This window comes from Priestia taiwanensis (assembly GCF_014638355.1).
Lineage (GTDB): Bacteria > Bacillota > Bacilli > Bacillales > Bacillaceae_G > Priestia_D > Priestia_D taiwanensis.
The window spans coordinates 184,985-210,883 of record NZ_BMFK01000002.1; the positions used below are offsets into that span (position 1 = coordinate 184,985).

The window sequence follows — 25,899 nt, forward strand, 5'->3', positions numbered from 1 at the left end:
TAATTACTATTTTCCATATATTTAATCTCGTCCGTATATAAATACACAGTCTCTCTTGTTTTCCATATTTTATACGCATTTCTTGTATAAAAAAAACAGGAAGCAAGTAGCTTCCTGTTAGGTAAAATTAATATTTCATTAAGCAAAGAACATCGTATCCATCTAATTTGTCCATACCATTTAAGTATGTAAGTTCGATTAAGAATGCGATACCTACTACAATACCACCAAGTTCTTCTACTAACTGAATTGTCGCTTCAATTGTTCCACCTGTTGCAAGTAAGTCATCTGTAATTAATACACGTTGACCTGGTTTAATTGCATCTTTGTGAATTGTTAAGTAGTCTGTTCCGTATTCTTTTTCGTATCCTTTTTGGATTACTTCACGTGGAAGTTTCCCTGGCTTACGAACTGGTGCGAAACCAACTCCTAATGAGTAAGCTACTGGGCAACCAATAATGAAACCACGCGCTTCTGGTCCAACGATTAAGTCTACTTGCTTTTCTTTTGCATATTTAACGATTTCATCTGTCGCATATCTATATGCTTCACCATCATTCATTAATGGTGAAATATCTTTAAATTGTACCCCTTCTTTCGGATAATTAGGTACAACTGCAATATATTGTTTTAAATCCATCTTTTAATTGCCTCCTCATAATGGCTAACGTTACTTTAATGCTTCAAACCATTCTTTTAGTTCTTGATAAGAAGAATAAAGCAACTCATTTTCTAATTTCATTTTTGCTTGCTTGTTTTGGTATGTCGGTGATTCTAACAAGTCACGCTTTACCGCTTTGTTCACTAGTGTCACGACACCATCGTCTATTGTAACAAATTCTAACTCAAAAAACACCTGTGTCATGAAAGTTAATGTTTCTTTTGACCATCCTTTATGCTTTAACACTTGTTCAGCCTGTCGTTTCATATGGAAAGGGCTATATTTCATCAAGAATCCATAATACCATTTGAAATGGTCACGCGTCGGATTCGTTTCAAATAGATGCGTTTCCTGCGTGGCAAACATCGTATAAATTCTTGAAGGATATCCATTCTCAAATAACGCACGCATGACATCTTCTGACGATGGTAAATCAAGAAAGACAACATTTTTGTTTAGCAATTCGATATGCGAAGCTTCTTCAACTGAATCAATAAAATAAAAACATTCTTCATAGCCATTAATATGGCTACTCGTTGACTCCTGGAAAGCAATAATACAAAGTGAGTCTTTCTCTACCGAAGAAATGACTTTCTGTATATCTTTACTTCCTCTCACATCAAACAATTGCCAATCATCTACGCGAATATCCTTCATCATTAGTTGTGGCTTTTTGATATTATTCCATTCATTAATTGATAATTCACCTAAAACGGATACTTTCGCCTCTTTCGAAAGATGATCATAAACAGCTCCAAATCCAAATCCTACTGTATCTAACGAAGTTCCGTTATCACACAGCGTCATTTTCAGATGATTTCCATTTCCGCCAATTTTGCGAATACCATCTGCATGTGCATCACAAATCATCACATACGGCTTTGGATTACCAACCCCATACGGAGCAAGCATCTTCATTTGTTCAATTACTTCTAACGTAACCTCTTCTACCGTACACTCTAAGTCAACTTCCATCGTAGGAATGAAATCCTCTTCTGTTAATTGTTCATTTGCGAAAGCATTCAAACGATTACGCAGTTCATCTACATCATCCATACTTAACGTCATACCAGCCGCCATCGGATGACCACCAAAGTGTGGTAAAATGTCTCGGCAATCAGATAAGTTGGCAAACAAGTCAAATCCGCGAATACTACGAGCAGAACCTTTTGCTATTCCTTTTTCCGCATCAATACCAAGAACAATTGCCGGACAACTATATTTATCAACAAGTCTCGAAGCAACAATTCCGATGACACCGACATTCCAGCCTTCTTTTGCTAATACAAGAACGCTGCCATTTTCTACGTAATTATTTGCTTCTACTTCTGCAATAGCTTCTTCCGTAATCGTATTTACAATTTGTTGACGTTCTTTATTTAAACTATCGATAAATTCCGCAATACTTTCCGCTTCTTCTGTATCCTCTGTTAATAATAAATCAACCGCAGGATGTGCTGATTGCAAACGTCCAACTGCATTAATACGCGGTCCTATTGAGAAACCTATACTCTCTTCAGACAATTCTTTTCCATTCAAACCACAAATAGATAATAACGCCTTCAAACCAATATTTTTCGTATGTTGTAACCGTGCAATACCTTCCTTCACAATTAAACGATTCTCATCATGTAATGGTACTAAATCTGCTACCGTACCAATCACTGCGAGTTCTAATAAATGTTCTGGCAAACGTCCAAGGAGCGCATGTGCTACTTTAAATGCAACACCTACCCCGGCCAGTTCCTTAAACGGATAAGCAGACCCATCCATTTTCGGATGAATAATGGCATATGCATCTGGTACAACTGGTGGTACTTCATGATGATCGGTAATAATTAAATCCATGTCTAATTCTTTTGCTAATGCAGCTTCATTCACCGCAGATATTCCTGTATCAACTGTTATGATAATAGAATATCCCATCTCCTTCGCACGACGGAACGCTCCCTCATTCGGGCCATACCCTTCTGTAAAGCGATTCGGTATATAAAAATCAACATTGGCATGTAACTCTTTGAGCGCTGTCATTAGAACAGTAGTACTACTCACGCCGTCCGCATCATAATCTCCATATACTAATATCTTTTCGTTCTGTGCAATTGCATCCTTTATACGAGTAACAGCTTTCTCCATATCTTCTAATAGAAACGGATCGTGAAATGTTTCTTCGTGATTTAGAAATGACCTTGCTGTTTCTGATGTTTCAAATCCACGCTGTACAAGCAACGAAGAAATAAGAGATGTTATACCAAGTTCATGGGATAAACGCTCTACTTTCTCTTTATCCATTTCTTTCTTTAACCAACGTGCTTTCGCCTGTAACAAGCTATCACCCCTCAACCAACCTATTATACTAAATGACCTATTAGATGGTAAATAGAAATTTATCCCGTACGAACAAACAGTAATTATTCTATTCATCTCATAAAGCCAAACAATCCATAAACATTAGATTAATCGAATACTTCTCCAAGTAAAGGGTACCCCTTATCTCCTATTAACAACTATTTTTCCGATTCGATTCCCTAATAAAAAAAGATTCCAAGGTACTCTTGCCCCTTGAAATCTTCCTTCTACCTTATACTTGTGGTTCGTCCGAAGTCTTTACTTTTTTCTTTACTGGCTTGTTTAATGTTTTTGCTTTCCACATTAACCATAGCTGTGATGCAACGAAGATTGAAGAGTATGCACCTGCAATTAAACCAACTAATAACGCTAACGAGAAGTTGGCAATTGCTTCACTACCAAATACATACAATGCAACAACTGTGAATACTACCGTTAAGACGGTGTTCACCGAACGAGTCAACGTTTGACGCAGTGCATCATTTACAATATCTCGTAATTCTTCTTTCGTACGAACTTGCTTTCTTAACTTCATATTTTCACGAATTCGATCAAACGTAACAATCGTATCATTAATCGAATAACCGATAATTGTTAATACCGCTGCGATGAAGGTAACATCCACTTCAATTTGGAAAATACTAAAGAACGTAATAATAAAGAATGCATCATGTAACAACGCAACAATTGCGGCCAATGCGAAGAAAATCTCAAATCGAATTGTTACGTATAAAATAATCCCAATCGATGCAATTAACACCGAATATAAGGCACTCCGTGCTAACTCTTTTCCTACAGTTGGTGATACCGTACTAACATTCGGCTCTGCACCGTACTTATCTTTTACATGCTGCTTCAATGTTGCGATTTCATCTTTATCCAACGTATCAATTGTGCGAACAACACCCATCGTATTGTTATCACCAGAAACTGTTACGTCTTTCGGCTCAACCGTTACCCCTGGAACCGATGTAATTGTACCACGTACGTCTTCTGTCGTTAATGATTCTTTTGCTGTAAATTCAATACGCGTTCCACTTACGAAATCAATACCTAAGTTTAATTTGAAAACGAATAATACGATAATCCCCACAACCGTTATAACTGCCGAGAATGCTAGACAACGATTTCCGATTTTCACAAAATCAATACGATCGAAAATAGTCGGCGGGTAAATTGTCTTATCCGTATCTGCTAATGACATAATACCTTTTTTCTTTACTCCGAACCATGTTGGCTTCTTATCAAAAGCACGACTATTTACTAATAACGAAAGAATCATGCGTGTTCCAAATACACACGTAATGAATGACACTAAAATACTAACAATTAATGACGTCGCAAACCCTTTAACAGAGCTTGTACCAAATGCGTACATAACGCCACCAGCTAGTAAAGTTGTTAAGTTGGCATCTAAAATAGTACCTAGCGAACGCTTCGTACCAGAACGGAATGCCGAACGTACAGACTTACCTACTTTTAATTCATCTTTAATACGCTCGTACATAATGATATTCGCGTCAACAGCGATACCTACCCCAAGTACAAGCGCTGCAATACCCGGTAATGTTAATACTGCGTTCATCCAGTCAAATACGAGTAATACTAAATATACGTAAGCAGCAAGCGTAATAACAGCTACTAAACCTGGAAGACGGTAATACACAAGCATAAATAATAGAATTAATCCTATTCCGATATAACTTGCGAAAATGGTTTTCTCTAATGCTGCTTCACCGAACGATGCACCAACAGAAGTAGAATATATTTCTTCTAATTCTACTGGAAGTGCTCCTGCATTTAATAAACTAGCAAGTTCTTTTGCTTCCTCTACTGTGAAGTTTCCTGAAATTTGGACATCTGTTGTATCTAATACTTCATTTACATGCGGAGCGGAAATATATTTAGGTGTTGTTGATTTGAAAGAATCTACACCTTCTTCAAAGTCTAACCAAATTGCCATTTGATTAGCTGGAGCCTTCGCCAATACTTTCCCTGTTACATCCGCAAATTTTGCTGCATCTTTTAATTTCAATGAAACGATTGGACGGTGTTCATCAAACTGTTGACTCGCGCCACCTTCTTTCAAATCTGAACCATCCATTAATAATACATCATCCGCATCACGGAATGATAATTTTGCTTGTGTTGATAAAATTTCACGAGCTTTATTTTGATCTGTTACGCCCGCTAATTGAACACGAATACGATTGTCACCTTCAATTTGAATATTCGGTTCACTTACACCTAATACGTTAATACGCTTATCAAGTGCTTTAACCGTACTCTTTAACGCCTCTTCATTGATGATGTCACCATCTTTTGCTGGGTGTACTTCATATAAAATCTCGAAGCCACCTTGCAAATCAAGCCCCAGCTTGATATTATCAGTTGTTTTTGTCGTTGTCGTTCCAATTGTTGTCACTAATAGAATAACGAGTAAGAAGAACGCAACAATTCTACTTCTTTTCACCATATTATGTATGATTACGTCACGAAAGGCTTATAATTCTTTCAACTCTGTAATGTTAGCTATAAATACTAACCTATAAGTCCGTAACGTGTCCTCCTCCCATTTTATTTGTCTATGCTTTTTACACTAAAATACTTTCATAATTATACCACTTCCATCTCCTAGAAGCGTATTTTCTAGAAAGAAATTTCCACAAAAGTTCTCATATTATTTTTCATAATCTTTGAAGAACCACTCAGGTGATGCATTTTGCGCCTCAATTGTTAAGTAATTCATAAATTCACTTGGTGACAATGATAGTACATCATTAACAAGTTGATGCAACAATTTATCTTCTTTATACTTCTTCCATTTCTTCTTCTTCAAGCAATCCCATATTTCCTCTACCGTTACACGGTCATATCCTAAGAAATGAAATTCTTCTACTTTACTCATAATTACCTCTGCTAATTCATCTCGATGCTTATCAACAGGATGTTCTTTTGCAGTTTTCATCGTACTTCCTCCTTTTAACAACCATCACATGGAATGCTTGGCCCACCCCTGTGCATATATATAATTGTAAAACATTCTTAACTGTTTGAGAAGGTGGGAAACACAATGTCAAAGCAAACATTCATACGAGGTACACTTATCTTAATTGCCGCGGGCTTCATTACAAAAATCCTTGGATTCGTCAATCGAATTGTCATTGCTAGAATTATGGGAGAAGAAGGAGTAGGTCTCTACATGATGGCAGTTCCAACCTTACTTCTAGCTATTACATTAACTCAATTAGGACTACCAGTCGCCATTTCCAAACTCGTTGCCGAAGCAAATGCAGTAGGTGATAAACAACGGGTGAAACGAATTCTCGTTGTATCTCTTACCGTCACAACCTTACTAAGCATTGTCTTTACATTACTTCTCGTAACACTAGCTCCTTTATTAGCAAATATTATGTTTACTGACCCTAGAACACTTTATCCACTTCTAGCCATCTCTCCAATCATCCCAATTGTTGCAATTTCAGCGGTTATCCGCGGCTACTTCCAAGGAATTCAGAATATGCGTCCAACCGCTATCTCTCAAATTATTGAACAAATAACAAGAATTGCACTCGTAGCTGTATGTACAAATACACTTCTACCATATGGCGTAGAGTTCGCCGCTAGCGGCGCAATGATTTCTGCTGTATGCGGAGAGTTAGCTTCCTTGATATACATGTATATCATTTTTCATCGCTCTAAAGATGTAAAATTACGAGAAAATGTGAAACAAACCATTCAATCAGGTAAGAGAACCTTTCACGATTTAATGAAAATTTCCCTTCCAACAACAGGAAGTCGCTTAATTGGTTCTATCTCATACTTCTTTGAACCGATTGTTGTGGCACAAAGCCTTGCTATCGCTGGCGTTGCTTCTGCTGTAGCAACGAAGCAATATGGGGAACTAACTGGTTATGCGCTCCCTCTTTTGCTATTACCATCTTTTATTAGTTACGCTCTATCAACGTCACTTGTTCCGTCCATTAGCGAGGCACTCGCAAAAAAACATAAACGTCTCATTGAATTCCGTCTCCAACAAGCAATGCGTTTCTCTTTTATTGCAGGTGGTTGGTCTGCGCTCATCATGTTTGTATTTGCTGCGCCAATTCTCCAGCTTATGTACGGCACAGATAAATCAGCCATTTATATTCATATGATGGCACCATGTTTTATTTTCTTTTACTTACAAGGCCCTCTTCAAGCTATTTTACAAGCACTCGATCTTGCCAACGCCGCAATGATAAATAGTCTTGTTGGCAACATAGTTAAGATTGCATGCATCTTCCTTCTTGTATCACGCCCTGAATTCCAAATCATGGGCGCAGCAATCGCAATATGCGCCGGTATGCTAACTGTCACATTTCTTCACTTCGCAACCGTGCTAAAAGCAATGCCTTTTACTATTTATATCCGAGAATACATCGGCACAATCATCGCCATTCTTTTCGCAGGTGGCGGCGGATACTATTTATACCACCATGTTACACTTTCTACTTCTCTTCTTATTCAAACAATTAGTTGGATTGTATTCACCACACTTCTCTACCTTTTCCTACTCATCATGTTCAAACTTATCCGGAGAGAAGAACTGAAGAAATTCCCACTCATAAAGAAACTATTTTAAAAAACAATAGAATCGCCAACATATCAATAGATATAAATTGGCGATTCTATTCTTTCATATCAACAAAAAACTCTCCATTTCGATAACTACAATATGAAATACGCTTTAAATCCGTATAACCTAGTTCTTTCAATTGTTGTCGCAACCATAAATTCGTCCTCCCTATTCTCTCTAAATATACTTCTTGTACAGCACCATCTAGAATAAGTGGATAAACAAACATAGATGACTGATGATTCTTTACAAAAACGGATAAATTTCCAGAAGCCTCAAGAATAGCATACTCCACATCACGAACATCCCCAATTTGTTGCTCTCGCAACTGTAATAATAAATCGTCTAAATTATACCGTTGTTTGCGCATCATCTTCTCATCTATCTTGCCTTTGTTCACAATGATAACAGCCTCACCATCAATAATTTTTCTAAACCTTCTACTTCTAATAGAAATAGCTGCTAGTGAAATTTGAACAATCATTAAAATAATCATTGGCAAGATTGCATCAAAGAACGGCATCTCTGCATTTTCAATCGACATCGAGGCCAATTCTGCAATCATAATAAAAATAACTAAATCTAATAAACTCAACTCTCCTACTTCCCTCTTTCCCATTAAGCGAAAAATAATAACGATAACAAGATATACAACTAACGTTCGGAAACCAAGAACTACATACTCCATCTTTCTCTCTCCTATAATCGTTATAATCACATCACTATTATTGCCACAATTAGTAGGATCATATCCATTTTCGTTCGTCTTTAAATGGCGAAACTCGTCCTATATTGAAGGGTCTATTTTTACAGTACAAGAATATGCTTGTATAAAGCCAATCTTCCATTTCACCACGTTTCTTTACTGAACTACTACGAAGTTGAATGGGAGTACATAGTCATTTTTAAAAGGAGTCGATGAAAGATGGATTCAAAACAAATGGGAAAGGGTATTTTATACGGTTTCATTACTATTTGCTTCATGTTTCTTTTCTTTACTTTCTTTTTTGCCGTTCTAATTAAATCTACAAATATGACAGAAACATCCCTTTCAACCATTCTACTTATCACAGCATTCATTATTATGTTCGTTGGTGGATTCGTATCAGGAGTGAAAGGAAAAGAGAAAGGATGGCTAATCGGAGGGGCTACAGGAACCTTCTTCATTTTACTTCTTTTCCTTATTAAATTTCTTGCATACAGCAGCTCTTTCACTAGCTCACAACTGCTGTTTTTCACGGGATTTATAGGTACCTGTATCGTAGGTTCCATTATTGGGGTGAATATTGCAAGCAATCGACAGTAATAAAAAAAATCTTGGGAACTCGTCCCAAGATTTTTTATGTACGTAGTATTATGCTTGTACTGATTCACGAATTGCGTTACGGTCGAACGTTAAGCGAGAACCATCACCAGATTTAATTACAACTACATCGTCTGTAATAGAATCGATAATACCGTGGAATCCACCGATTGTTACAACTTTGTCACCAGCTTTTAATTCACTTTGCATTAAAAGAACTGCCTTTTGACGCTTTTGCTGTGGACGAATTAACAAGAAGTAGAATACTACGATTACCGCGATAAATGGTAAAAACTGAATAATCATTTCCATGTTCTGTACCTCCTAAAAAAATATTATTACTGAAGCTAGAAGAAAAAACTAGAAGTTCTTCGCATTAGGTTTGTTGAAACCATATTGCTCAAAGAACTCTTCACGGAAGTCGCCTAAGCGGTCTTCTTTAATTGCCTCTCTTACTCGCTCCATTAATTTTAACAGAAAATAAATGTTATGATAAGAGGTTAAACGAATTCCTAACGTCTCATCACAACGAATTAAGTGACGAATGTATGCACGGCTGTAATTTTTACATGTGTAGCAATCACAATTCGGGTCTAATGGACCGAAATCACGCGCATATTTCGCATTCTTTACAACTAGACGACCTTCTGATGTCATGCATGTACCGTTACGTGCAATACGTGTCGGTAATACGCAGTCAAACATATCGATACCACGCATCGCTCCATCAATTAATGAGTCAGGTGAACCTACACCCATTAAGTAACGTGGCTTGTTTGTTGGTAATAACGGTGTCGTGAACTCTAACGCACGGTTCATTACGTCTTTTGGCTCTCCTACCGATAAACCGCCTACTGCATATCCAGGGAAGTCCATTGAAATTAAGTCTTGTGCACTTTGACGACGTAAATCTTCATACTCCCCGCCTTGTACAATACCAAATAGCCCTTGGTCTTGTGGACGTTTGTGTGCTTCTAAGCAACGCTCGGCCCAACGACTCGTACGCTCTACAGACTTCTTCATGTACTCATGCGTTGCAGGGAATGGTGGACACTCATCGAATGCCATCATAATATCAGAACCTAACGCATTTTGAATTTCCATAGCCTTTTCCGGTGATAAGAATAACTTATCTCCGTTTAAATGGTTACGGAAATGTACTCCTTCTTCCTCAATGCGACGGAATTCACTTAAACTAAAGACTTGGAAACCACCAGAGTCTGTTAAAATTGCGCCATCCCAGTTCATAAACTTATGAAGGCCACCAGCCTCCTCTACAATTTCATGACCTGGACGTAACCATAAATGATATGTATTACTTAAAATAATTCCTGCACCCATTCCAGCAATCTCTTCTGGCGTGAATGTCTTTACAGTCGCTAACGTTCCTACCGGCATAAATGCAGGTGTATCAAATGAACCGTGCGGTGTATGTACACGTCCTAAACGCGCACCAGTTTGTTTACATGTTTTAATTAATTCATAACGTATCGCTGTCAATGTATATCTCTACGAAAAAAACTCGTAGATGCCTCCCTTCATGATGAACCTCATCTTTATTTAATAAACATCGCGTCTCCGAAACTAAAGAAACGATATTTCTCTTTTACAGCTTCCTCGTAAGCTGCCATTACATTGTCTCTACCAGCTAATGCACTAATTAACATAATTAACGTTGATTTTGGTAGATGGAAGTTCGTAATCATACCATTAATTGCTTTGAATTCATAACCAGGATAGATGAAAATACTCGTCCAACCTGATTCTGCAACAAACTTCCCGTCATGCTTACTTGCAATTGTTTCAAGCGTACGAGTAGAAGTAGTACCTACTGAGACAATACGACCACCTTCTGCTTTGACGATATTCAATAGGTTCGCTGTTTCTTCACTCATATGATAATACTCTGCATGCATATCATGTTCAAGTACATTTTCCACTGAAACAGGTCGGAATGTACCAAGTCCTACATGAAGCGTAATAAATGCGACGCGAATTCCCTTTGCTTTAATTTCCTCTAATAATGATTCTGTAAAGTGAAGTCCAGCTGTCGGTGCTGCCGCAGATCCAACTTCCTTCGCATATACTGTCTGATAACGATCACGATCTTCTAATCGTTCCTTAATATACGGCGGAAGTGGCATTTCTCCTAATGAATCCAGTATCTCATAAAAAATACCATCGTATTCAAACTTCAGTTTTCTTCCACCTTGTTCACCTAATCCGATACATGTTGCTTTTAGGCGTCCGTCACCGAATGTAATGACCGATCCTTCTTTCACACGCTTCGCTGGCTTCACAAGTGTATCCCACACATCTTGTTCTTCTTGTGTTAATAATAATACTTCAATAGAAGCACCTGTATCTTCTTTTTGCCCATACAGACGAGCAGGCATTACTTTCGTTTCATTTAAAACTAAGCAATCTCCTTCTTCTAAATAAGAAAGAATGTGTGAAAATGTTTCATGCTTCACTTCACCCGTTTCTTTATTTAACACCATTAGGCGCGATGTTTCACGCTCTAGAAGTGGTGTTTGGGCAATTAATTCTTCTGGTAAATGAAAATCAAATAAATTTACATCCATAATTCCACCTATTTTCCATATAACTTTTCAGTTCGTCACCAAAAACATGGTTGGTAGCACTTCACTCCGAGTAGACGCTTTCCATCCGTGCATAAAACATTCGTTTTAAAAAAACCAACCACATAATTTGGTAATAAGCCAACTTTTCATGTTGTTCTCTTCTTTTATTTAAAACGACTAATAATGTAGAAGACGAGTGATAAAATCCCGCTAATAAGCATGCACGTAACAATTGGAAAATAAAAAGAAACATTCTCCTTCTTTACGACAATATCACCTGGTAGCTTACCAATAAACTTCCATAACACCCCAATTACAATGAAAACAATACCTAAGATAATAAACCCTTTTTGCATATCCATTATTTCTCTGGTACCTCTATTTGGAAATGTTCATACACAAGATGCGTCACAACACGTCCTCGAGGTGTTCGTTGTAAGAAACCGATTTGCAATAAGTATGGTTCATATACATCTTCAATCGTATGTGCTTCTTCTCCAATCGATGCAGCAATTGTTTCTAAGCCAACTGGTCCGCCACGGAATCGTTCAATAATACCACGCAGTAACTTATGATCAATATGATCTAGTCCACGCTTATCTACTTGGAGTAATTCGAGGGCAGTACGTGTAATCTCATTCGTAATCGTCCCGTCGCCCCTTACTTGGGCAAAATCTCGCACACGGCGTAACAAGCGATTTGCAATTCGTGGTGTACCACGTGACCTTCTCGCAATTTCTATCGTTGCCTCTTGTTCAATTCCAATAGTGAACACATCTGCTGTTCGCTCCACGATATTCGCTAAATCATACTCTTCGTAATATTCCAATCGACAAAGTACACCGAAACGATCTCGAAGCGGTGCTGACAACATTCCCGCTCTTGTTGTTGCACCTACTAATGTAAATGGTGGCAAGTCAACACGTACACTTTTCGCTGTTGGCCCTTTTCCAATGACAATATCCAGACAGAAATCTTCCATCGCTGAGTATAATACTTCTTCGACAGATCGATGCAAACGGTGAATTTCATCGATGAACAATACATCGCCCGGTTCAAGAGCCGTTAAGACTGCAGCTAAATCACCCGGTCGTTCAATTGCAGGACCTGATGTTGTTCGAAGGTTTACCCCCATCTCATTTGCAATAATTGCCGCTAATGTTGTTTTCCCAAGTCCCGGAGGACCATATAGCAACACGTGATCTAAAGCTTCGTGACGAAGTTTCGCAGCCTCAATAAAGATTTGCAAATTATGCTTTACTTTATCTTGTCCAATATATTGGGTAAGATTTTGTGGACGAAGAGAAAATTCTATTTCTTGTTCTTCATACGTGGAATCACCAGAAACTAAGCGCTCATCCATCACGATCACCTCTTACCATTTAATAATAACTGTAGTGCCTTCCTAATATATTCATCTGTTGAAAGCTTGTCTTTTTGTAACGTTGGAACGATACGGCTAATTTCACGCTCTGCATATCCTAATACTTTCAGCGCCTCTAACGCTTCTTCTAAATCATTCGAAGATGTTGCCTCTTCTGGTATATGTTCAGAGAATAAATCGTATGACACAGCTACAACGTCATTTAACTTGCCTTTTAAATCAAGAATCATTTGGCGTGCCGTCTTCTTCCCGACGCCAGGGAACTTCACTAAAAATGTTTCATTTTCATTCTCGATCGCTTCTACTACTTGCTCTGGTTGTCCGCTCGCCAAAATCGCTAAAGCACCTTTTGGACCAATACCCGATACATTTAATAGCTTCATAAACATTTCACGTTGTTGACGAGAAGTAAATCCATATAAAGCGATAACATCTTCTCGTACATATTGATATGTATAAACTTTAATTGTTTCCTCACTTCGTTTAAAGACGTATGGATTTGGCGTCACAATTTGATACCCAATGCCGTTATGATCGACAACAACATACTGCGGTCCAACAAATGTAACAATTCCTGTTATATAATCAAACACTCATTACCTCTCCTTTTACACACTGTATTCCATTTTAACACACTTTTACATAGGATGAAGCGAAACTTTCTCTCCATTTTATGCGTATATCATAGAAAAAAGAAGGAAAACAAAAACGTTTGTTCCCTTCTTTTTTATCATATCATACTTCAATTTTCTTTCGCATAGTTTTTTAAGTCTTTCAATACTCTTTCAAATGTAAACTTTGATTTGACACGAATCCCATTCTTTAATCGTTGTTTCTTATAACTTTGCAGTTTTTTCGTATCTATTTGAAAGAATGAATGAATTACCTTCTCTTCTCTTGGCGTCCCTTCAAAGATCTTCAACGTTCCATCATCACCGAGACCAAAGTAACCACTTGTCTTAATGATAGGTGAAATATCATCTATATATTTCTGAAGGGTAATTTGCTCATCATCATAATCAACTAACTTCCACCCCTCATACTTTTGCAACAAAGATTCAACAGATACTTCTTTTGCTGTGTAAATTTCTTCACTTATATCTCCGCCGACATATACTCGCTGCAATAGAATTGTGATCTCCGAATCCGCATGGACACGTCCTACTCCCATCGTGAGACATATAAATACCACCATGCATACAATACGTTTCATCACCATCACCTCTTCTATGAGAAATGTATATTATTACATCTATATTTTGACCATTTCTAGTATATTTATCCTCTAGCGTACAAGAAAGTTTCTTATCCTATTATTCACTTTTCACTATATACAAGAAAAGACGCCTGCACTATGCAGGCGTCTTGATGCGTTTTGTGGCGAGAAACCACGTGACCACATTCACGTGTTTAACCTTCCGGCATGCTCCTCGACTTACACAAATTAGCTCATCGCTTTATTAATATAACACTGAATGCTCTATATCACAAGTATATATTTCAGGTTATTTTTTACTCAATTTATTCCATTATGCTGCTTTAGGTGTTGAGTGATCTGATTTAACGATTCCTTTTTTACGTAAAAATGGCGTTAAGAATCCGTCTACTCCAAACTTACCTGCATTCGTACCAGCAACAATAATAAAGATAGATAATAATACCATTAGTGCATTAGAACTTACTGTTCCACTGAATAAGAATGAAAAGTTCATAACCATTCCAAAGAATACAGCTGTCTTCGTTAAGCATCCTAAAATAAGTCCAAGTCCTACAAAAAGCTCTCCGTATGCAACTAATATATTAAATACATCTGCTCCAGGTAACGCAACATTCTCTAAGAATGATCCCCACCAACCAGCTACAGACGGATTCTCACCTGTTGATTTTGCAATAGTCCCTTTAATAAAACCAGAAGCATCAAATCCTCCAGTTACTTTCTTCCAACCTGCTGTTAACCAAAGATAGCCTACATATACACGAATTGCTGTTAGCGCAACTGCGGCCATCTTATTAGTGCGTAAAAAATTAATTACCACTTAAATCGCCTTCCCTTCTCTCTTGTACTTCTCTGTTGTACTTTTCTTACATCCCCATCATATACAAAGAGTCAGAATTATTCCATGTCTAATTTGTGAACTTCTTCACAAATTAGTGCGTGTTCACAAAATGTTCACTTTTTCCCACTAAAACCAAAAGCCCTCTCATCTTTTTCAGATAAGAGAGCTCCTATACTATTATACAAATTCCGATGGTGCTGCTGCTAATTGACGCTTATGCTCTGAGCGTTTATGTAAACGTTCGATGATTTCACGGTCTTTATCAGGAATGTCTTTTCCTTTTAAATATAAATCAATCATGTCATATGTTGTACCCATTTCATTCTCATCTGTTTGACCTTCCCACAGACCAGCACTCGGGGCTTTCGTAATAACATCTTCTGGTACGCCTAATGCTCTCGCCATCTCACGAACTTCACCTTTTGTTAAGTGAACAAGTGGCACTAAATCTACTCCACCATCACCATACTTCGTAAAGTATCCTGTTAACCATTCAGCTGCATTATCCGTGCCCACAACAAGATAATTATAGTTGTTTGCTACTGCATATAATGTTGTCATGCGTAAACGTGCTCGTGTATTCGCGTCACCTAATGTAGAACGTTCTTCCTGCCATTCCCCTTTTGCTTGTAGTTGTTCTTCAATCGCTTGGAACAACGTATTATGCGTTTCTGTTAATTCAACGACAACATGGTTAATACCACAGCTATCTACTACTTTAAGCGCATCAATTTTGTCTTGCGGGTTGCTCTTCGTCGGCATAATAACGCCTAAAGAATCACTCGGGCACGCACGCTTAATTAAATGTGCAACAACAGCAGAGTCAATTCCCCCGCTAATTCCAACAATTAATCCTTGGACATTTGCCTCCTTCACCTTTTGTTGAAGCCATTGTACTAAATGTTCAATTTTCTTCTCCATGTCACTCTTCCTTCCTATACGGGACAATATTTCATCATAGCGTTATTTTACCCCTCCTATCTTCTTTATGCAAATGACTTTTCTGTTTAATATCCATATAAAAAAGAGTAAAGCATAAAAGCTTCACTCTCTTAATAATTAATGGTTATCCTCATCAAAAATTGGTGGTCCAAATAAAGAATTCTCTTCCTCTTCCCTATAATAAGAGGCATTATCTTGTGCTACCCCTACCGAAGATGGATGAAACGGACTATTTGGTTGAAATGGGAGAGAAGCTTGGTATGCATCACTCTCATATTGCTCCTTACTCATTTCATTTCTCACTGGATAAGCTGCTTGTGGAGTTTCTTGAAACCCACCTTTCTGTTGATATACTTCTGATGGTGGGAAATCTCCTTGTTGTTGGTATGCCTCTGGTGGTGGGAAGCCTCCTTGTTGTTGATATGCTTCTGGCGATGGGAAGCCTCCTTGTTGACGATATGCTTCTGGTGGCGGGAAGCCTCCTTGTTGTTGATATGCCTCTGGTGGTGGGAAGCCTCCTTGTTGACGATATGCTTCTGGTGGCGGGAAGCCTCCTTGTTGTTGGTACACTTCCGGCGGTGGGAAACCTCCTTGTTGTTGATATGCTTCTGGCGGTGGGAAACCTCCTTGTTGACGATATGCTTCTGGTGGCGGGAAACCTCCTTGTTGTTGGTATGCTTCTGGTGGGAAGCCTCCTTGCTGTGCATAACTTCCATACTCATCTTGCGGAGACATCCTTGCTTGTGGTGGGAAACCCCCTTGAGGGAAATAAGCTCCCGGCGGTGCTACTGGCATATACGGCATCGCTCCGTCCACACACCCACAATCATATGGATTCATCATTGGTTGATAATAAGGGTACGGTGCATAACCTCCATATCCAACCGGTGCACCATAACCATATCCATATGCATGCATATACGGAGATACTTGCGGATAAGGCATATATGGCATATACGGTGGCACTTGTTGATAGCCCATTTGTGGATTTGGCATTTGCGGCTGTTGTTCTTGCATTGGAACTTGCTGATAGCCCATTTGTTGCTCTTGCATTGGTGCTTGTTGATTTGATGTTTGTGGATAGCCCATAAATGGCGTCATCTGTGGTGCTTGTGAATCTGTAGATGCACTATCCGGTTGCATTTGCATATTTACAGGCGGAGTATATGGCACTTGTGGTTCTTCATACGTTGGCATGTTCGTTTTCGGAATTACTTGTGGGTTCATATTTGGAACCGACGCCTTCGATTTCTTCTCAGCCATTTCTTCCTGCTCCTTCCCATTTATATCTCCCTGATGTCCTTCCCCTTCCGTTTTCATATCCATATCAAATGTATAGAACGGTGTTGCAGATATATCAGGTGGGGTTGGCGCAGTTGGTACATTCGTTTTAGCAGGTGAAGGTACCTTGAATGATGGTAATAATCCTTTGAACAAACTTCCTGCTCCGCCCTCTTTTCTTTCTTCTCCCTGTTCAGTAGATGTCTCTAATTTCCTGCCAGCATCTTGCGCTACATGTTGTTTCGTTTCCGGCCTTGCTTTACGAACCGATGTGCTTACAACAGGAACTTTAACTTTCATCCCCGGCGCTACATCTTCTGAATTACTCAACTGCGCATTCAAACGCTTTACTTCATCAAAATTCACATTATACTTCTTCGCTATTGTCCAAAGAGTATCCCCTTTTTGTACGATATGGATTTTCACTACTTCTCCCTCCTGCATACATTATCTATCACTTATAAATGAAGAGAATTTATAATAGATACTTCACCACAATGTATGCGTACAAAATGGTAATTATGTACAAAAAGAAAAGAAAAAAAGACTAGCAATCGAATGCTAGTCTTTCCTTCCTACGATAACGTCAACATTCGATCTAATGCTCGTTTTGCATCTGTTGCAACATCTTTGTCTACACGAATCTCATTCACAATATTTCCTTGCTCGATATTTTCTAATGCCCATAATAAATGTGGTAAGTCAATACGGTTCATGGTTAAACAAGGACACATATACGGATTTAGCGAAACAATTTCTTTATCCGGGTACGTAGCAATAATACGTTTTACTAAGTTCATCTCGGTTCCAATTGCCCATTTTGTTCCAGACGGCGCATTCTTAATTGTTTCGATAATGTAATTAGTAGAGCCATTGTAATCAGCCAGAGCAACGACTTCTCTACTACATTCGGGATGCACAATAATGTTCATATCTGGTTTTGTTGCACGAATATATTCAATATTTTTCACCGTAAAATTCTCGTGAACAGAACAATGACCTTTCCACAAAATAACTTTAATATCTTCTTTGTCCCCTTCATATACTAGCTCATCGGTTTGTGGGTCCCAAATCGCCATCTGTTCCAAGGGAATCCCTAACTCATATGCCGTATTTCTTCCTAAATGCTGATCTGGTAAAAACAAAATACGCTCCTTTTGCGTAAACGCCCACGATACTACTTTCTTCGCATTTGAAGAAGTTACTGTCGTTCCACCGTTCTTCCCACAGAAAGCTTTAATTGCTGCAGTTGAGTTCACATACGTCATCGGTAAAATCGTATCATCGTATATTTCTTGAAGCTTCTCCCACGCACGCTCTGTTTGATGAATATCTGCCATATCTGCCATCGAGCAACCGGCACGCATATCAGGTAAGATAACCACTTGATCGTCCGTTGTTAAAATATCCGCTGTTTCTGCCATAAAGTGAACACCGCAGAACACAATATATTTCGCTTCTTTATTTTGTTCTGCAATTTGTGATAATTGCAATGAATCACCCGTTGCGTCTGAGAATTGTACAACTTCATCTTTTTGATAATGATGCCCCGGAAGGAACAAGTCTTCTCCTAGCTTCTCTTTAATCTTCCAGACACGCTTCACCATTTCCTCTTCTGTCATCTCTTTATATTTAGCTGGAAGTATATCTTCCTTTACCCAATCTAATACGTTCATCCTTTTATTCCCCCTCGAATATTGAAACTAATATCTAACGCTGTAACAGAATGCGTTAAGCACCCAAGCGAAATATAATCAACACCTGTATGGTGATATGTGGAAATATTATGTAATCCAATTCCACCTGACGCTTCTGTTACAATATGAGAAGGTACTATTTTCATATATTCCGTAACTTCTTCTGGAGAACGATTATCAAACATAATGACATCTACATTCGACTCAATAGCCTCTAATACTTGGTCCTTAGTTTCCGTTTCTACTTCAATTTTCACCATATGCCCAACCGATGCTCTTACTTGTGCAACAGCTTCTCCTATTGATCCTGCATATGCAATATGATTATCTTTCAACATAACTCCATCCGATAAACCATAACGGTGGTTATAGCCTCCGCCACATGTTACCGCATATTTATCAAACATGCGTAATCCTGGCATTGTTTTTCGTGTATCACAAATACGTGTATGATCGCTATTTAATGCTTCTACCATCTCTTTCGTCGCTGTTGCAATGCCACTCATACGCTGTATCATATTTAATATGACACGCTCACCCGATAACAACGTACGCATTGGCCCTCTTACTCTTGCAATCACATCACCTTTTTGTATATAATCTCCGTCGGCTTTTTCATACGTGACCAGCACACGCGAACTTAATAGTCCATATCCTAGTTCAATTAACGATACTCCAGCCAATACCCCACTCACTTTCGCTACAAAAGCACCTTCTCCTATATCATTCTCATTGAAAATATATTGAACAGAGATATCTCGCTCACCAATATCTTCGAGGAAGAAGCGTTCCATTTCTCGTTTAACTTTTACTATATTCATCCTCTGTCACCCCTTCTACCATTCCTTCTCTATCTTGTCGATAATGTGCCCCAATACTACTCGTTCGTTCTAATGCAGATTTTGTAATTAACCAACCAACTGTCACCATGTTGTATGTTGTTAACTGCTCATTTGTGAAACTCGTAACATGAACTTCCCCTTGTAACAGAAATGATTCGAACCACTCCCTCGCCTGAAGTAACCTTACTTCTTCACGTACAATTCCTACATATTCCATCATCACATGCTGTATTTCTTCTTGTGTTGGCAAGGAGTACCCAATAGATGGCATACTTACATAATCTACATCGTCGATGGATACGTTATGCTTGTTGCATAACAAGTGTTCACCTAAACGATTCCCATATACAAGCCCTTCTAACAAGGAATTGCTCGCTAAACGATTTGCACCGTGTACTCCTTGACAAGCCACCTCACCTACTGCATACAAATTAGGAATCGACGTTTCACTATATTCATTCGTTTTAACACCGCCCATATGAAAGTGTGCACCTGGTACCACTGGAATAGAGCCTCCTTCAATGGAAATACCATACTGACGGCACAACGCTGTAATAGTAGGGAATCGCTTCTCGAAATTTGCAATCATTGAAATATCTAGAAAAACCTCTTCCTTCTGCAACATACGCTTATATATTTCCCTCGACACAACATCCCGCGGTGCCAAGTCTCCCATTTCATGCACACCTTGCATCACTCGTTCTCCTGTTCGAGTAACAAGAATTGCGCCTTCCCCTCGTACAGCTTCAGAGACAAGCCCATATGCGTGACCATTCACATATAACATCGTCGGATGAAATTGAACAAACTCTAAATCCTCTAATTCGCATCCAGCACGATATGCCAGTGCGATACCGTCACCTGTAATTGTTTCTGCATTAGACGTATATCGGTAAAGTCCCCCACTACCACCTGTCGCCAAAATTGTATGTTTCGCAACATACGTTTTTATACGCGCTTGTTCTGTTCGAGTAACAGCACCCACACATACACCGTCACGTACAAGCAGATCAATAGCTGTTTCATTCTCAATAATCGTCGCATGCTCTTGTACCCTTTTAATCATATATTCTGTTAAAAAAGCGCCTGTACGATCGCCACCTGCATGCAAAATCCTTCTCATACGATGTGCACCTTCTTGACCGAGAAGAAGATTCCCCTCCTCATCTTGATCAAATAGCAATCCATCATCAATAAGTGAACGAATGATTCCTGGCCCTTCTTTTACTAACAATTCAACCATTTCTTCTTTATTCGCATAGCATCCTGCTTTCATCGTGTCATCAAAATGATGTTTCCAGTCGTCATCCTCTGCAATAGCAACTGCAACACCACCCTGCGCAAGCATCGAATTGCTGTCTCGTATATGCTTTTTCGTAATAATGACTACCTTTTTCTTTGTACACAACCTCGCTGCTGTCATTAGCGCTGCAATGCCACTACCGATGATTAACACATCTATATCCTTAGGCATAACCTCCGCCTCTCTTTACATTGTTTTTTACAACTGTCTTGACACCTATATTTACATAGATTTATAGTATAATCAAGCGAAAAATCATCGGAAATAAGTCAATAATTTTTTTGATAAGGAGTGAACTTCTATGATTTATGCCGACTATGCCGCCACAACACCTATGAGCGATGAAGCGATTGCTGCCTATACAGAAGCTGCCAAGCATTTATTTGGTAACTCCCAAAGCTTGCATGATGCAGGAACAAGTAGCTCTTCTTTTCTACAAATGTGTAGAAATAAAATGGCAACCTATATAAACGGGGAAGAGAAAGGAGTCTTTTTCACAAGCGGTGGCACGGAATCAAATTATTTAGCACTCCACTCCATTCTCTTGGCGAATAAACATCGTGGAAATCATATTATTACAACCGCAATTGAACATGCTTCCATTCACAATTATTTGTATGAACTTGAACAAACCGGATATGAAGTAACCTACTTACAAGTTGATGAATATGGTCGTATTTCATTAGAACACTTACGACAATCTATTACAGATAGAACTATTATCGCTAGTATTCAACACGTGAACTCCGAAATTGGTACGATTCAAGATATTGAAGCAATCGGGATAATCCTCAAAGAAAACAATGTCATTTTTCATTGTGATTGTGTACAATCATTCGGAAAATTACCGATTGATGTGAAGAAATATCATATTGATAGCTTATCTATTTCGGGGCATAAACTATACGGGCCAAAAGGATTAGGTGTATGCTACATCAATCCGAAAATAACATGGAAATCTGCCTTTACTGGAACGACACATGAAAATGGATTTCGCCCTGGTACCGTTCCTATTCCATCTATTGCTGCATTGATGACCGCTGTAGCACATAGTATACAATCTCAAGAAGAAGAGTACATTCGTATTCAACAGTTGCGGCATTATTTCATGGAACAATTACGAGGTCTCTCATACCCTATCCAAATAGAAGAACATCCGGCCTATTGCCTTCCACATATTATTGGTGTTACACTTTCACATATCGAGGGACAATATACGATGTTAGAATGTAACCGACGAAACATCATGATTTCCACAGGAAGTGCATGTGCCATCGGCAAACAATCACCTTCTGTCACCATGATAGCCATTGGTAAAACAAAAGAAGAAGCGAAAACATTTGTCCGTCTTTCATTCGGAAAACACACAACCGAGCATGATATCGATCAAATAGTTGAGGCATTCCAACATGTCGTGACGATTTACCAGGGGGTACGAAATGAGTAATAACACGAAGAAAATTCTTGGAGAAGAACGAAGAAGTCTAATTTTGTCATGGCTTCAAGAAGCAACGAAACCACTTAGCGGAAATGATCTTGCGAAACGCACGAATGTAAGCAGACAAGTAATTGTACAAGATATTTCTTTATTAAAAGCACGTAATGAACCAATTATCGCAACTGCACAAGGTTATTTATATATGGCTGACCCTTACGCTATTTCAAAACATGAGCGTGTCATCGCTTGCTCCCACAAGCCAGAAGATACGACAAAAGAAATGATAATCCTTGTTGATCACGGTGTTACCATTAAAGATGTCAAAATCGAACACCCTGTATACGGAGACCTAACAGCTTCTATCATGGTAAGCACTCGTACAGAATTAGAACATTTCTTATCACGTATTGCCGAAACGAACGCAACGTATTTATCTGCGCTAACAAGTGGAACACATTTGCATACAATTGAAGCAGATTCTATTCACAAATTAGATGCTGCGTGTAAAGCGCTTGAAGAGGCAGGTTTCCTACTACATAACGAATAACAAAAATAGCCCTTACATTGAAGGGCTATTTTCCATTTCTGTATGCAATACATAACAACTATATCGACCGATAATTGTAACACCACACCCTAAAGCTTCAAGTTCTTCTTTTGCTCCTCGCATCAATACTTCGTCCCACGTTTGCTCGACATCAATAAGGAAGAAATAATTACCAAGACCTGTCTTCATCGGCCTACTTTCAATTTTGCTTAAATTTAATTTCCGCCAAGAGAATGCTGATAGCACTTGATGCAATGCTCCAGCTTGGTTAAATGGCAATGTAATCATCCACGTTGATTTCTCACCTGTATAAGGAATAAATGCATGTGATAATGCCTCCTCTCCCTTCGCCAATATGATGAAGCGTGTGTAATTGCCTTTATACGTATGAATATCATGCGCAACAATTTGGAGTCCGTAATGTTCTACCGCAAATTCATTACATACTGCCGCAATACATTCTCCCTCATGCTCTGCTACATATTTTGCGCCTGCGCTTGTTGATGTCATTTGCTCAAGCACTGCCCCGTGTACGTATGTATGTAAAAACTTATGGCACTGTGCTAACGCATGTGGATGCGATAACACACGCTCTACGTTGCGCCAATTATCTGCATTTATAGGATGAACGGCTAAATGTTGTTTAATTGGTACCGCAATCTCACCGACAATATGCAACGGTTGTTCATGCACTAAATAATCGATTGTAATATTAACGGAACCTTCAATCGCATTTTCTAACGGAACAACTGCACATGTAATTTCCCCTTTCGCAACTGCATCCATACAATCTGGAATTGTCGCGTACGGGATACTTTCCTTTCCCGAAAAAAACGCTTGTACCGCTCCGTGCGTAAATGTTGCTTCTGGACCTAAATAGCCAACTTTCATCCGATATCCCTCTTTCCACTTTCTTACTGTTATATCACAAATAAAGAAGGACTGCTATCGTTTTTATTTGATATACTTCATGTATTCTCGCTGTGCGAAGAAGAAATAGATGATACATCCAACGAAGTAAATAGCTAGTATACTAACTATTTCTACTAACAATGTCTTCTCTAACATAACACGTGTGAACGTATGCAAAGCCACTCCACTATGGAAACATCCTAATACGACAGGGAAGAAAAAAGGAATAGCTAATTGCCAATATAGTACACGACGGGCTTCCTTTTTCGTCATTCCCATTTTACTAAGAGACTCATATTGTTTGCGATCATATTCCATGCTATTGAACCACTTAAAATAAGTAATACTACACGATGCCAAAAAGAAAAGAATACTAATAAACGAACCAACAAATAAGACTAGTGCTCCTGTATCCTGTATAACCTTATATATAAAGATATTGTTACGTACAAGACCGTAGTTGTCATTTAGTACATATGTTGTTAACTCTTTTCCTAATGCTTCTCTGTCCTGCCACTGATCTAGTACGTAGCCATGGTACACATACCTTTCATTCATAGGTACATTAGCAGCAAACCTTTCAAAGTCTCTTTCATTTACTACAAGGAAATCTCCTGCTCTATCATGCATATTGCTATTAAACGTACTCTCCTCAAATGCCCCGTTATATACAAATTCAAATGTTTCACGGGGTAAGTCAAACGAAAGATGTGAATGTTTATACTCATTTCCTTTCGGATACACGCTACTATAAACATACATCGCCGATCCTTCTTCGGGATGAAACTGTTGTCTTCCTTGCATTGCTGCTTCCTCGTTATATTCCTTTTCACTAATGATAGAAACATGCCGTTCCTTATCTAATTTAATATTAGCAGGCAACCCAGTAAACGTAACATAACGATATTCTTCTACACCATGTTTTTTAAATAGTTTCTCCACAGCACCTTTCTCCATCACTTCACCAGAATACAATCCTTTTTCTACATACGAAAAAGTATGTGACTGATCATGACTTAACATAAGTTTCATTCCCAAAATATATAAATATACAACTCCTGTTGCTGTTACAACAAATGTTGTCGCCATGGAAAGGATAAAGAAAAAGCGACGATTATCCTTCATGCGATATAATAGCTGATTTATAACAAATAAATATGGATATTGATACATCACTCTCTTCCATTTTTTCATACAATTTAATAACCAAATCGTTCCGTGCCTACAAGCAAAATATGTGCCGATAGCTGTTAATGCTGTAACAACTGGAAAATAGAGAATAAGAGTATGCAACGTTGCTTGAAAAGTAAATGCATATCCTACTCCTAAACAAAAGATGCCAAGCAAAGCAAGTAAAAAACTACTTTTCGGCTCTTTTTTCTTTCGTTCTATCCCTTTCAACAACTGAATAATATCGAATTTCCATACCATTTGCGCATTATAAATCGATAATAGACTAAAGAGTAAACCATATATCCCCAACGATAAAAAAATAGCTTTTACATTAAATATAAATGGCATTGATGTTGGAAAATTTAAAAGCAAGCTAAAAATCATAAAAAACAGTTTCAAAAACATCGTACCAATTACAATCCCAACAAAAGTTGCACTTAGTCCTATCACAATTTGCTCAATCATCATCATCAAGGTAATATGCTGTTTTGTCGCTCCCATCAATATATACAGGCCAAACTCTTTCTTCCTTGAATCAATAAATACAGAACTGGCATATAAAATGAATATACTAGAAAAACCAAGAATGATGATGGAACAAATATACAGACCTCCTGCTATCCCTCCGTAAAAGGCCTCCTCTGTATTCATCTGAGGATGAAACATAATAGACATATACATATAAAAGGCAAATACAGAGAAACAACTACTTAAGAAAAACATCTTATAACTACGCCAGTTCCCTCTTACATTTTGAAAAGCCAATTCTTTTATATTCATCCTCCTCACCCCATTCCAAAACGCAAA

The 25,899-nt window shown here is 38.4% G+C and carries 24 protein-coding genes; 4 read left to right on the top strand and 20 right to left on the bottom strand.

The features are described 5' to 3' along the window. Window positions 1-127: 127 nt before the first annotated feature. From IEV41_RS13090 to IEV41_RS13105, 4 genes are all read right to left on the bottom strand, one after another. Window positions 128-640: an adenine phosphoribosyltransferase gene (locus IEV41_RS13090; RefSeq protein WP_188388956.1), complete on the bottom strand. Its 513-nt coding sequence runs from the start codon at window positions 638-640 to the stop codon at window positions 128-130. A 30-nt stretch (window positions 641-670) separates the two neighbouring features. Continuing rightward, window positions 671-2,989, bottom strand: a complete 2,319-nt coding sequence (gene recJ / locus IEV41_RS13095) for a single-stranded-DNA-specific exonuclease RecJ (RefSeq protein ID WP_188388957.1) — start codon at window positions 2,987-2,989, stop codon at window positions 671-673. A 253-nt stretch (window positions 2,990-3,242) separates the two neighbouring features. Beyond that, window positions 3,243-5,486 (bottom strand): protein translocase subunit SecDF, encoded by a 2,244-nt coding sequence (gene secDF / locus IEV41_RS13100; protein ID WP_188388958.1) that lies wholly within the window; start codon window positions 5,484-5,486, stop codon window positions 3,243-3,245. Between the two features lie 204 nt (window positions 5,487-5,690). Continuing rightward, window positions 5,691-5,978, bottom strand: a complete 288-nt coding sequence (locus tag IEV41_RS13105) for a post-transcriptional regulator (protein ID WP_188388959.1) — start codon at window positions 5,976-5,978, stop codon at window positions 5,691-5,693. Window positions 5,979-6,083: 105 nt separating this feature from the next. On the opposite strand from IEV41_RS13105, the gene spoVB reads away from it, so the two are divergent. Beyond that, window positions 6,084-7,634 carry a stage V sporulation protein B gene (spoVB, locus tag IEV41_RS13110; protein ID WP_188388960.1) on the top strand — a complete coding sequence of 517 codons (1,551 nt, stop codon included), beginning with the start codon at window positions 6,084-6,086 and terminating at the stop codon, window positions 7,632-7,634. A gap of 46 nt (window positions 7,635-7,680) precedes the next feature. Here spoVB and IEV41_RS13115 read toward each other — a convergent pair whose 3' ends face one another. Then, window positions 7,681-8,316, bottom strand: a complete 636-nt coding sequence (locus IEV41_RS13115) for a DUF421 domain-containing protein (protein ID WP_188388961.1) — start codon at window positions 8,314-8,316, stop codon at window positions 7,681-7,683. A 237-nt stretch (window positions 8,317-8,553) separates the two neighbouring features. Here IEV41_RS13115 and IEV41_RS13120 point away from each other — a divergent pair, with 237 nt between their 5' ends. Then, window positions 8,554-8,934, top strand: coding sequence for a TIGR04086 family membrane protein (locus IEV41_RS13120; RefSeq protein WP_188388962.1), 381 nt, complete (start codon window positions 8,554-8,556; stop codon window positions 8,932-8,934). Between the two features lie 48 nt (window positions 8,935-8,982). Here the strand turns inward: IEV41_RS13120 and yajC are convergent, their stop codons facing one another. From yajC to nadB, 13 genes are all read right to left on the bottom strand, one after another. Continuing rightward, the gene (gene yajC / locus IEV41_RS13125) at window positions 8,983-9,243 is read right to left on the bottom strand and encodes a preprotein translocase subunit YajC (RefSeq protein WP_188388963.1); all 261 of its coding nucleotides are present in this window, start codon (window positions 9,241-9,243) and stop codon (window positions 8,983-8,985) included. 48 nt (window positions 9,244-9,291) lie between these two features. Then, the gene (tgt, locus tag IEV41_RS13130; RefSeq protein ID WP_188388964.1) at window positions 9,292-10,431 is read right to left on the bottom strand and encodes a tRNA guanosine(34) transglycosylase Tgt; all 1,140 of its coding nucleotides are present in this window, start codon (window positions 10,429-10,431) and stop codon (window positions 9,292-9,294) included. A gap of 56 nt (window positions 10,432-10,487) precedes the next feature. Beyond that, a complete protein-coding gene (gene queA, locus IEV41_RS13135) occupies window positions 10,488-11,516 on the bottom strand; it encodes a tRNA preQ1(34) S-adenosylmethionine ribosyltransferase-isomerase QueA (RefSeq protein WP_188388965.1) in 1,029 nt (342 codons plus the stop codon). A gap of 164 nt (window positions 11,517-11,680) precedes the next feature. Beyond that, window positions 11,681-11,881 carry a DUF2905 domain-containing protein gene (locus IEV41_RS13140; protein ID WP_373284242.1) on the bottom strand — a complete coding sequence of 67 codons (201 nt, stop codon included), beginning with the start codon at window positions 11,879-11,881 and terminating at the stop codon, window positions 11,681-11,683. Continuing rightward, window positions 11,878-12,879, bottom strand: coding sequence for a Holliday junction branch migration DNA helicase RuvB (gene ruvB, locus IEV41_RS13145; RefSeq protein ID WP_188388967.1), 1,002 nt, complete (start codon window positions 12,877-12,879; stop codon window positions 11,878-11,880). Before ruvB ends, IEV41_RS13140 begins: the two co-directional genes overlap by 4 nt. A gap of 5 nt (window positions 12,880-12,884) precedes the next feature. Beyond that, a complete protein-coding gene (ruvA, locus tag IEV41_RS13150; RefSeq protein ID WP_188388968.1) occupies window positions 12,885-13,493 on the bottom strand; it encodes a Holliday junction branch migration protein RuvA in 609 nt (202 codons plus the stop codon). A 149-nt stretch (window positions 13,494-13,642) separates the two neighbouring features. Next, complete coding sequence (locus IEV41_RS13155) at window positions 13,643-14,113, bottom strand: BofC C-terminal domain-containing protein (protein ID WP_188388969.1); 471 nt, start codon at window positions 14,111-14,113, stop codon at window positions 13,643-13,645. Between the two features lie 316 nt (window positions 14,114-14,429). After that, a complete protein-coding gene (locus tag IEV41_RS13160; protein WP_188388970.1) occupies window positions 14,430-14,936 on the bottom strand; it encodes a DoxX family protein in 507 nt (168 codons plus the stop codon). Between the two features lie 198 nt (window positions 14,937-15,134). Beyond that, window positions 15,135-15,878, bottom strand: coding sequence for an NAD(+) synthase (gene nadE, locus IEV41_RS13165; RefSeq protein WP_188388971.1), 744 nt, complete (start codon window positions 15,876-15,878; stop codon window positions 15,135-15,137). Between the two features lie 138 nt (window positions 15,879-16,016). Further along, window positions 16,017-17,606, bottom strand: a complete 1,590-nt coding sequence (locus tag IEV41_RS13170) for a LysM peptidoglycan-binding domain-containing protein (protein WP_188388972.1) — start codon at window positions 17,604-17,606, stop codon at window positions 16,017-16,019. Between the two features lie 149 nt (window positions 17,607-17,755). Further along, a complete protein-coding gene (gene nadA / locus IEV41_RS13175; protein ID WP_188388973.1) occupies window positions 17,756-18,856 on the bottom strand; it encodes a quinolinate synthase NadA in 1,101 nt (366 codons plus the stop codon). After that, the gene (gene nadC, locus IEV41_RS13180; protein ID WP_188388974.1) at window positions 18,853-19,698 is read right to left on the bottom strand and encodes a carboxylating nicotinate-nucleotide diphosphorylase; all 846 of its coding nucleotides are present in this window, start codon (window positions 19,696-19,698) and stop codon (window positions 18,853-18,855) included. Before nadC ends, nadA begins: the two co-directional genes overlap by 4 nt. Next, window positions 19,679-21,193 carry an L-aspartate oxidase gene (gene nadB, locus IEV41_RS13185; RefSeq protein WP_229722239.1) on the bottom strand — a complete coding sequence of 505 codons (1,515 nt, stop codon included), beginning with the start codon at window positions 21,191-21,193 and terminating at the stop codon, window positions 19,679-19,681. Before nadB ends, nadC begins: the two co-directional genes overlap by 20 nt. 130 nt (window positions 21,194-21,323) lie before the next feature. Between nadB and IEV41_RS13190 the strand changes: the two genes are divergently transcribed. Together IEV41_RS13190 and IEV41_RS13195 are read left to right on the top strand one after the other, a co-directional pair. Further along, window positions 21,324-22,469: an IscS subfamily cysteine desulfurase gene (locus IEV41_RS13190; RefSeq protein ID WP_188388975.1), complete on the top strand. Its 1,146-nt coding sequence runs from the start codon at window positions 21,324-21,326 to the stop codon at window positions 22,467-22,469. After that, window positions 22,462-23,007 carry a transcription repressor NadR gene (locus tag IEV41_RS13195; RefSeq protein ID WP_188388976.1) on the top strand — a complete coding sequence of 182 codons (546 nt, stop codon included), beginning with the start codon at window positions 22,462-22,464 and terminating at the stop codon, window positions 23,005-23,007. Before IEV41_RS13190 ends, IEV41_RS13195 begins: the two co-directional genes overlap by 8 nt. Window positions 23,008-23,019: 12 nt before the next feature. On the opposite strand, the gene pheA is transcribed toward IEV41_RS13195, so the two are convergent. Together pheA and IEV41_RS13205 are read right to left on the bottom strand one after the other, a co-directional pair. After that, window positions 23,020-23,898 (bottom strand): prephenate dehydratase, encoded by an 879-nt coding sequence (pheA, locus tag IEV41_RS13200; protein WP_188388977.1) that lies wholly within the window; start codon window positions 23,896-23,898, stop codon window positions 23,020-23,022. A gap of 63 nt (window positions 23,899-23,961) precedes the next feature. Continuing rightward, on the bottom strand, window positions 23,962-25,872 hold the full coding sequence (locus tag IEV41_RS13205) for an ABC transporter permease (RefSeq protein WP_188388978.1): 1,911 nt from the start codon (window positions 25,870-25,872) through the stop codon (window positions 23,962-23,964). Between the last annotated feature and the right edge of the window lie 27 nt (window positions 25,873-25,899).

Excerpts from the sequence above, each read along its gene's own strand:
- IEV41_RS13090 (WP_188388956.1), bottom strand. The coding sequence starts at position 640 with ATGGATTTAAAACAATATATTGCAGTTGTACCTAATTATCCGAAAGAA.
- secDF (WP_188388958.1), bottom strand. The coding sequence starts at position 5,486 with ATGGTGAAAAGAAGTAGAATTGTTGCGTTCTTCTTACTCGTTATTCTA.
- IEV41_RS13105 (WP_188388959.1), bottom strand. The coding sequence starts at position 5,978 with ATGAAAACTGCAAAAGAACATCCTGTTGATAAGCATCGAGATGAATTA.
- spoVB (WP_188388960.1), top strand. The coding sequence starts at position 6,084 with ATGTCAAAGCAAACATTCATACGAGGTACACTTATCTTAATTGCCGCG.
- IEV41_RS13115 (WP_188388961.1), bottom strand. The coding sequence starts at position 8,316 with ATGGAGTATGTAGTTCTTGGTTTCCGAACGTTAGTTGTATATCTTGTT.
- IEV41_RS13120 (WP_188388962.1), top strand. The coding sequence starts at position 8,554 with ATGGATTCAAAACAAATGGGAAAGGGTATTTTATACGGTTTCATTACT.
- yajC (WP_188388963.1), bottom strand. The coding sequence starts at position 9,243 with ATGGAAATGATTATTCAGTTTTTACCATTTATCGCGGTAATCGTAGTA.
- queA (WP_188388965.1), bottom strand. The coding sequence starts at position 11,516 with ATGGATGTAAATTTATTTGATTTTCATTTACCAGAAGAATTAATTGCC.
- ruvB (WP_188388967.1), bottom strand. The coding sequence starts at position 12,879 with ATGGATGAGCGCTTAGTTTCTGGTGATTCCACGTATGAAGAACAAGAA.
- IEV41_RS13155 (WP_188388969.1), bottom strand. The coding sequence starts at position 14,113 with ATGAAACGTATTGTATGCATGGTGGTATTTATATGTCTCACGATGGGA.
- nadE (WP_188388971.1), bottom strand. The coding sequence starts at position 15,878 with ATGGAGAAGAAAATTGAACATTTAGTACAATGGCTTCAACAAAAGGTG.
- nadA (WP_188388973.1), bottom strand. The coding sequence starts at position 18,856 with ATGAACGTATTAGATTGGGTAAAGGAAGATATACTTCCAGCTAAATAT.
- nadC (WP_188388974.1), bottom strand. The coding sequence starts at position 19,698 with ATGAATATAGTAAAAGTTAAACGAGAAATGGAACGCTTCTTCCTCGAA.
- nadB (WP_229722239.1), bottom strand. The coding sequence starts at position 21,193 with ATGCCTAAGGATATAGATGTGTTAATCATCGGTAGTGGCATTGCAGCG.
- IEV41_RS13190 (WP_188388975.1), top strand. The coding sequence starts at position 21,324 with ATGATTTATGCCGACTATGCCGCCACAACACCTATGAGCGATGAAGCG.
- IEV41_RS13195 (WP_188388976.1), top strand. The coding sequence starts at position 22,462 with ATGAGTAATAACACGAAGAAAATTCTTGGAGAAGAACGAAGAAGTCTA.
- pheA (WP_188388977.1), bottom strand. The coding sequence starts at position 23,898 with ATGAAAGTTGGCTATTTAGGTCCAGAAGCAACATTTACGCACGGAGCG.
- IEV41_RS13205 (WP_188388978.1), bottom strand. The coding sequence starts at position 25,872 with ATGAATATAAAAGAATTGGCTTTTCAAAATGTAAGAGGGAACTGGCGT.